The sequence below is a fragment of the Actinomadura sp. CNU-125 genome (assembly GCF_001942465.1).
In the GTDB taxonomy this organism is placed as follows: Bacteria; Actinomycetota; Actinomycetes; order Streptosporangiales; family Streptosporangiaceae; genus Spirillospora.
In genome coordinates, this window is the sequence record NZ_MKJY01000293.1 from 1 (window position 1) to 6,463 (window position 6,463).

Below are 6,463 nucleotides of genomic sequence, written 5' to 3' on the forward strand. Positions count from 1 at the left end.
GGTGGCGGCCAGCAGGACGGCCGCGACCAGCGCGGGCGTCGCCCCGGCGGCCTTCAGCAGCCCGACCCGGCGGCCCTGCTCGGCGAGCCCGCCGCCGACCAGCAGCGCGACCGCACAATCCCGCGAGGATCGCCGCCGCCCACGTCCCGCCGAGCAGCGCCCGGTCGGCGAGCCGCAGTTCGGCGGTCGCGCACGCGGCGATGTCCGGCGCGGCCACGACCCGCACCCCGCCGGCGGCGGGCCCGCGCAGCCGTCCGCGCAGCGCGCTTCGACAACGCGGGCGCCCCGGCGGGGTCGGCGAGCCGCACCGGCATCGTCCAGCTCCGCTCCCGCGCGTCCAGCCCGGCCGTGTCGGCGCGGGTCGTCCGACGAGGCCGGGCGCGGACGATGGGTAGGGCGCGCGCCCGGTCGTGACGGCGATCCCCGCGACGGGCAGCCGGCGGCCCCCGACCACGATCGGGTCGCCCGGCCGGACGCCCAGCGCCTCGGCGAACGCCCGCTCGACCACGGCCGTCCCGGACGTCAGCCAGTGCCCGTCTGTGACGAACGGCCGATCGAGCGCCGCGCCGCCATTTCGTCCCCCTCCGTCCCCCCGCCCGTCGGGCGCCCGTCGGCGGGCCGCCGAGGACCCGGCACCGCGCCCTCACGTTCGGCCGACGGGGATTTCCCGGCCGCCGGGCGGTCGTCGGGTGCGGGCGGGAGGTCGGTGTCGCGGCCCTGGACCACCGCCATCACCTCGGTGTCTCCGGCGCGGAGGGTGGTCGACAGGGTGGGGTACGGGCGGTTCGTCCCGGTCACCTCCGGTTCGCGGGCCAGGGCCTGAGGGGCGCCGCGGCCGACGCGCGGCACCGCGTCGGGGCCCGCGGTGGCGGCGCGGGTGCGCTCCCACGGGTCGTCGGCGGCGCCCCGGACGAGCAGGCCGAGCGTGAGGGTCGCGGCGGTGGCGGTGATCGCCGTCAGCAGGAGGAACGCCTGGGCGGGGCGGCGGCGCAGGTCGCGCAGCGCCAGCCGCAGGACGAGCGCGGAGCGGCCCATCAGACGAGCCCGGACAGCGAGCCGAGCCCGCCGGTGCGGCCGGTCAGGACCGTCTGGTCGACGAACGCGCCGTCGCGCATGGTGATCAGCCGGTCGGCGGTCCCGGAGATGCGGGAGTCGTGGGTGACGACGACGAGGGTGCGGCCCTCGGCGCGCAGCGCGGCGAACAGCCGCAGGACGTCGGCGGCGGCCGCGCTGTCGAGGTTGCCGGTGGGCTCGTCGGCGAGCAGCAGCGGCGGGTCGTTCACCAGGGCCCAGCGCCACCGCGACGCGCTGCCGCTGCCCGCCGGACAGGTGCGCCGGGCAGGTGACCGGCGCGGTCGGCGAGGCCGGTCCGTTCGAGCAGGTGCGCGGCGCGGCGGCGGGCGGCCCGGCGCGACGTCCCGGCGAGCAGCGCGGGCAGCTCCACGTTCTCGACGGCGGTCAGCTCGTCGACCAGGTGGAACGCCTGGAACACGAAACCGACTCGGTCGCGCCGCATCCGGGCCGACGCGGCCTCGGCGAGCCCGTCGATGCGGACGCCCGGCGAGGCGGACCTCGCCCCCGTCCGGACGGTCGAGCCCGCCCAGCAGGTGCAGGAGGGTCGATTTCCCGCATCCGCTCGGGCCGACGATCCCGACGGTCTCACCGGCCGCGACGTCGAGGCCGACGCCGTCCACGGCCCGGACGAGGCCGGGGCCGCTGCCGTAGTGCCGGCGCAGGTCCCGCGCGCGGATCACGTACTCGTTCACTCGGGTTCCTTCGTCCAGTGGGTTTCGCAGGCGTCGAGCCAGCGGAGGTCGGCCTGCAGGCGGAGGGCGGCGCCCTCCAGCAGGAGCGCGGCGCGGCCGCCGGGGGGTTCGGCGAGCGCGGCGCGCTGCACGTCGGCGAGGCGGCGCAGCAGCTCGCGGCGCTGGGCGTCGACGAGCTCGACGGGGTCGGCGAGGCGGGCGGCGCGGGCGGCGAGCAGCTTCAGGTGGAACTCGGTGGGGGCGGTGCGCTCCCAGCCGAGCTCGGTGAGCCACGCGGTGACGCGGTCGCGGCCCGCCGGGGTGAGCTCGTGGACCTTGCGGTCGGGACGGTCGGACTGCCCGACGACGCGGGACTCCACCAGCCCCGCCTTCTCCAGCCGCCGCAGCGTCACGTAGATCTGGCCCGCGTTCAGGTCCTCGCCGAGCGGGCCGAGCGCGTCGCGCAGGCGCGCGCGCAGCTCGTACCCGTGCGCGGGTTCCTTCGCCAGCAGTGCCAGGACGATGTCCTGCATCGGCCGCCTCCCTCCGTCGAAGCCTACAGATAACCGTTAGCTAGGGGCGGGGTCAAGCCGGACAGGGACTAATCACGGGAGATCGGGAATTATGGAGCCAAAGGGTGAGGAGGAACGCAGTGAGCGAACTCCCCGGACGTACCGGCGTCCGTTCTGTGCTGCCGCTGGCTCTGCTCGCGCTGCTGGCCCTGCTCGCCCCGTCCTGCCGACTGCCGGGCGAGGAGACGGAGAACGCCGTCCCGCCGCCCGTCACGGCGACGGAGGTCGCCCCGGAGCGGACGGACTTCAGCGAGCGGCAGCCGGGCGTCGTCAACATCACGGTCGTGCGGGGCCTGGAGAGCACGCGGGCCGCGGGGACGGGCATCGTGCTGGACGCCTCGGGGTTCGTGCTCACCAACGGCCACGTCATCCAGGGCGCCACCGGGATCGAGGGGACCGACACCGACACCGACCGCACCTACGGGGCGCAGGTCATCGGGTACGACACGATGCAGGACATCGCGGTGATCCGGCTGACCGGCGCGTCCGGGCTGCCCGCCGCGCGGTTCGCGCCGGTGTCCACGGTCGCGATCGGCGACCCGGTCACCGCCGTCGGCAACGCGGGCGGCGACGGCGGCGAGCCGAGCGTGGTCACCGGGCACGTCACCGCCCTCGGCCAGACCGTCACCGCGCGCGACGACAGCGACGGCAGCGTCGAGCGGCTCGCCGGGATGATCGAGGTGAGCGCGCCGATCAAGCCGGGCGACTCCGGCGGGCCGCTGCTGAACTCCGCCGGACGGGTGATCGGGGTCAACACCGCCGCCTCGACGGCCCTGCCGGAGGGGTCGCGGAGCGGACGGGAGAAACCGCGCGGCTACGCGATCCCGGCGGACCGGGCGCTGGAGATCGCCGCGCAGATCCGGCGCGGGGAGGCGTCCGCGACCGTCCACATCGGCGAGACCGCGATGCTGGGCGTGATGGTGCGCGGCAACGGGACGGACCCGGGCGCGCGCGTCGTCGAGATCGTCCCGGGCAGCCCCGCCGAGACCGCCGGGATCCCGGTGGGCGCGACGATCGTCACGTTCGGCGGCCAGGGCGTCGACTCGCCCGGCACGCTGACCGGCCTCATGCTGCGCCGCCATCCGGGCGACGTCGTCCGGATCGAGTGGGCGCGGCGGGGCGGCGGGATCGTCGCCGCGAACGTCCGGCTGGCGAAGGGCCCGCCGCAGTGATCCCGTCCCGCGCAAGCCGAGGTTTTTCCATCTGCCGGAGATCGGACGGGCCCGCGCGCCGCTTCCGTGCGACAGTGGAAGGCCCGGCACCGACCCGACGAGGACGTGAACATGAGCCGCAAGGCCCCCACCGGCGACTTCGATGACGGCGAGATGCAGGTGTCGGAGCCGAAGACGTGGGCGGCGGGCGTCCCGGGCGTGACGGCGGCGCTGCGGCAGTCGTACGAGCAGATGGGCGCCCGGCGGACCGCGCTGACGCTGCTGCGGGTCAACCAGAAGCAGGGGTTCGACTGCCCCGGCTGCGCCTGGCCGGAGGGCGACAAGCGGCACGTCGCGGAGTTCTGCGAGAACGGCGCCAAGGCCGTCGCGGAGGAGGCCACGACCCGGCGGATCACCCGCGAGTTCTTCGCCGCGCACACCGTCGACGAGCTCGGCGAGCGGTCCGACCACTGGCTCGGGCAGCAGGGGCGGCTCACCGAGCCGATGCTCAGGCGGCCCGGCGCCGCCCACTACGAGCCCGTGAGCTGGGACGACGCGTTCGGCCTGCTCGCGTCCGAGCTGACCTCCCTCGGCTCCCCCGACGAGGCCGTCTTCTACACCTCCGGACGGACGAGCAACGAGGCGGCCTTCGCGTACCAGCTGTTCGCGCGCGAGTTCGGCACGAACAACATGCCCGACTGCAGCAACATGTGCCACGAGTCGTCCGGGTCCGCGCTGACCGAGACGCTCGGGGTCGGCAAGGGCTCGGTCATGCTGGAGGACCTCTACAAGGCCGACCTCGTGCTCGTCGTCGGGCAGAACCCGGGGACGAACCATCCGCGGATGCTGTCGGCGCTGGAGCGGGCCAAGAAGGACGGCGCGCGGATCATCGCCGTCAACCCGCTGCCCGAGGCCGGGCTGATGCGGTTCAAGAACCCGCAGCGGCCGTCCGGCGTCACCGGGCAGGGCACCGCGCTCGCCGACCGCTTCCTGCAGATCCGCCTGAACGGCGACCTGGCCCTGTTCCAGGCCCTCAACCGGCTGCTGCTGGAATCGGACGCGCCGGACGCGCTCGACCGCGAGTTCCTCGACGCGCACACGCACGGGTTCGAGGCGTTCGAGAAGCACGTGCTGGACCTCGACTGGGACGACGTCCTGGCGGCCACCGGCCTGACCCGCGCGGAGATCGCCGCGACGCTCGGCGACGTCCTCGCGGCGAAGCGCATCGTGGTGTGCTGGGCGATGGGCCTCACCCAGCACCGCAACTCGGTGCCGACGATCCGCGAGGTCGTCAACTTCCTGCTGCTGCGCGGCAACGTGGGCCGTCCCGGCGCGGGCGTCTGCCCGGTCCGCGGCCACTCCAACGTGCAGGGCGACCGCACGATGGGGATCTACGAGAAGCCCGCGCCCGCCTTCCTGGACGCCCTCGCCGCCGAGTTCGGGTTCGAGCCGCCCCGCGAGCACGGCCTGGACACCGTCGACGCGATCCGCGCGATGCGGGACGGGACGGCGAAGGTGTTCTTCGGGATGGGCGGCAACTTCGTCCGCGCCACCCCCGACTCGGCCGTCACCGAGGCGGCGCTGCGGAACTGCCGGCTGACCGCGCACGTGTCGACGAAGCTGAACCGCTCGCACGCGGTGACCGGCGAGTACGCGCTGATCCTGCCGACGCTCGGCCGCACCGAACGCGACGTCCAGGAGTCCGGGCCGCAGTTCGTCTCCGTCGAGGACTCGATGGGCATGGTGCACGCGTCCCGCGGCCGGCTCGCCCCCGCGTCCGGGGACCTGCTGTCGGAGGTCGCGATCGTGTGCCGGCTGGCCCGCGCGACGCTGCCCGGCTCGGTCGTCGGGTGGGCCGCGATGGAGCGGGACTACGACGTCGTCCGCGACCACGTGTCCCGGGTGGTGCCCGGTTTCGACGACTTCAACGCCCGCGTTCGCGAACCGGGCGGGTTCGTCCTGCCGCACGCGCCGCGCGACGAGCGCCGCTTCCCGACCGCGACGGGCAAGGCGAACCTGACCGTCAACGAGCTGGAGGTGCTGCGCGTCCCCGCGGGGCGGCTGCTGCTGCAGACCGTCCGCAGCCACGACCAGTACAACACCACCGTTTACGGGCTGGACGACCGTTACCGGGGCATCAAGGCCGGACGCCGCGTCGTGTTCGTCAACCCGTCGGACCTCGCCGCGCTCGGCCTCGCGGACGGCGCCATGGTCGACCTCGTGTCCGAATGGGCGGGCGGCGAGGAGCGGCGGGCGCCGTCCTTCCGGGTCGTCGGCTACCCGACCGCGCCCGGCTGCGCGGCGGCGTACTTCCCCGAGACGAACGTCCTGGTCCCGCTCGACAGCACCGCCGCGATCAGCAACACGCCGACGTCGAAGTCGGTGATCGTCCGGCTGGAGCCGCGCGCCGATTGACCCTGCACCGGACGGTTCCGGCGGATTAGGCTTGCGTCATGACGAACCTTCCCGAGCCCGCCGGGACGCCCGGAACACCGGAGATGCGGGCGTCCGACGCCGATCGGGACCAGGTGGCGCAGATCCTGCGGGACGCGGCGGGCGACGGCCGGCTCACGCTCGCCGAACTCGACGAGCGGCTCGACGCGGTGTACGCGGCGAAGACCTATTCGGAGCTGCAGCCGCTCACCCGGGACCTGCCCGCGCCGGGCGGCGCGGCGGCCCCGCCGCCGACGGGCGCCGTCGACTACCGGCCGGTGGACGGCGCGCCCACGTGGAAGACCGGCATCGGGATCATGAGCGGGTTCCGGCGGTCGGGCGTGTGGAACGCGCCGCGCCGGTTCAGCTCGTTCACCTGGTGGGGCGGCGGCAAGATCGACCTGCGCGAGGCGCGGTTCACCGAGGGCGAGCTGACGATCCACGCGTGGGCGATCATGGGCGGCGTCGAGGTGATCGTCCCCGACGACCTCACCGTGCACGTGCGCGGCCTCGGCATCATGGGCGGGTTCGACCAGCGCGCGAGCGGCGCTCGTCCTGTCGT

General features: G+C 74.9%; 6 protein-coding genes and 1 pseudogene. 3 read left to right on the forward strand and 4 right to left on the reverse strand.

The annotated features are described in order from the left end of the window. The 4 genes and pseudogenes from BJF79_RS53950 to BJF79_RS29380 all read right to left on the reverse strand — a co-directional run. Nucleotides 1-508, reverse strand: a pseudogene (locus tag BJF79_RS53950) (hypothetical protein); the annotation flags it as partial. Between the two features lie 14 nt (nt 509-522). Further along, a complete protein-coding gene (locus tag BJF79_RS29370) occupies nt 523-1,035 on the reverse strand; it encodes a hypothetical protein (RefSeq protein WP_075902232.1) in 513 nt (170 codons plus the stop codon). Continuing rightward, nucleotides 1,035-1,766, reverse strand: a complete 732-nt coding sequence (locus BJF79_RS29375) for an ATP-binding cassette domain-containing protein (RefSeq protein WP_316043467.1) — start codon at nt 1,764-1,766, stop codon at nt 1,035-1,037. The genes BJF79_RS29370 and BJF79_RS29375 overlap by 1 nt, the downstream gene beginning before the upstream one ends. Next, a complete protein-coding gene (locus tag BJF79_RS29380) occupies nt 1,763-2,278 on the reverse strand; it encodes a PadR family transcriptional regulator (RefSeq protein ID WP_075902234.1) in 516 nt (171 codons plus the stop codon). The genes BJF79_RS29375 and BJF79_RS29380 overlap by 4 nt, the downstream gene beginning before the upstream one ends. A gap of 119 nt (nt 2,279-2,397) precedes the next feature. Here BJF79_RS29380 and BJF79_RS29385 point away from each other — a divergent pair, with 119 nt between their 5' ends. The 3 genes from BJF79_RS29385 to BJF79_RS29395 all read left to right on the forward strand — a co-directional run. Next, nucleotides 2,398-3,489, forward strand: coding sequence for a S1C family serine protease (locus BJF79_RS29385; protein WP_075902236.1), 1,092 nt, complete (start codon nt 2,398-2,400; stop codon nt 3,487-3,489). Nucleotides 3,490-3,600: 111 nt separating this feature from the next. Continuing rightward, nucleotides 3,601-5,883: an FdhF/YdeP family oxidoreductase gene (locus BJF79_RS29390; protein ID WP_075902240.1), complete on the forward strand. Its 2,283-nt coding sequence runs from the start codon at nt 3,601-3,603 to the stop codon at nt 5,881-5,883. Nucleotides 5,884-5,921: 38 nt separating this feature from the next. Next, nucleotides 5,922-6,463: DUF1707 domain-containing protein (locus BJF79_RS29395; RefSeq protein ID WP_075902238.1), on the forward strand; the 542-nt coding region annotated here is incomplete at its 3' end.

Coding starts and splice junctions, on each gene's coding strand:
- BJF79_RS29370 (WP_075902232.1), bottom strand. CDS start 1,035: ATGGGCCGCTCCGCGCTCGTCCTGCGGCTGGCGCTGCGCGACCTGCGC.
- BJF79_RS29380 (WP_075902234.1), bottom strand. CDS start 2,278: ATGCAGGACATCGTCCTGGCACTGCTGGCGAAGGAACCCGCGCACGGG.
- BJF79_RS29390 (WP_075902240.1), top strand. CDS start 3,601: ATGAGCCGCAAGGCCCCCACCGGCGACTTCGATGACGGCGAGATGCAG.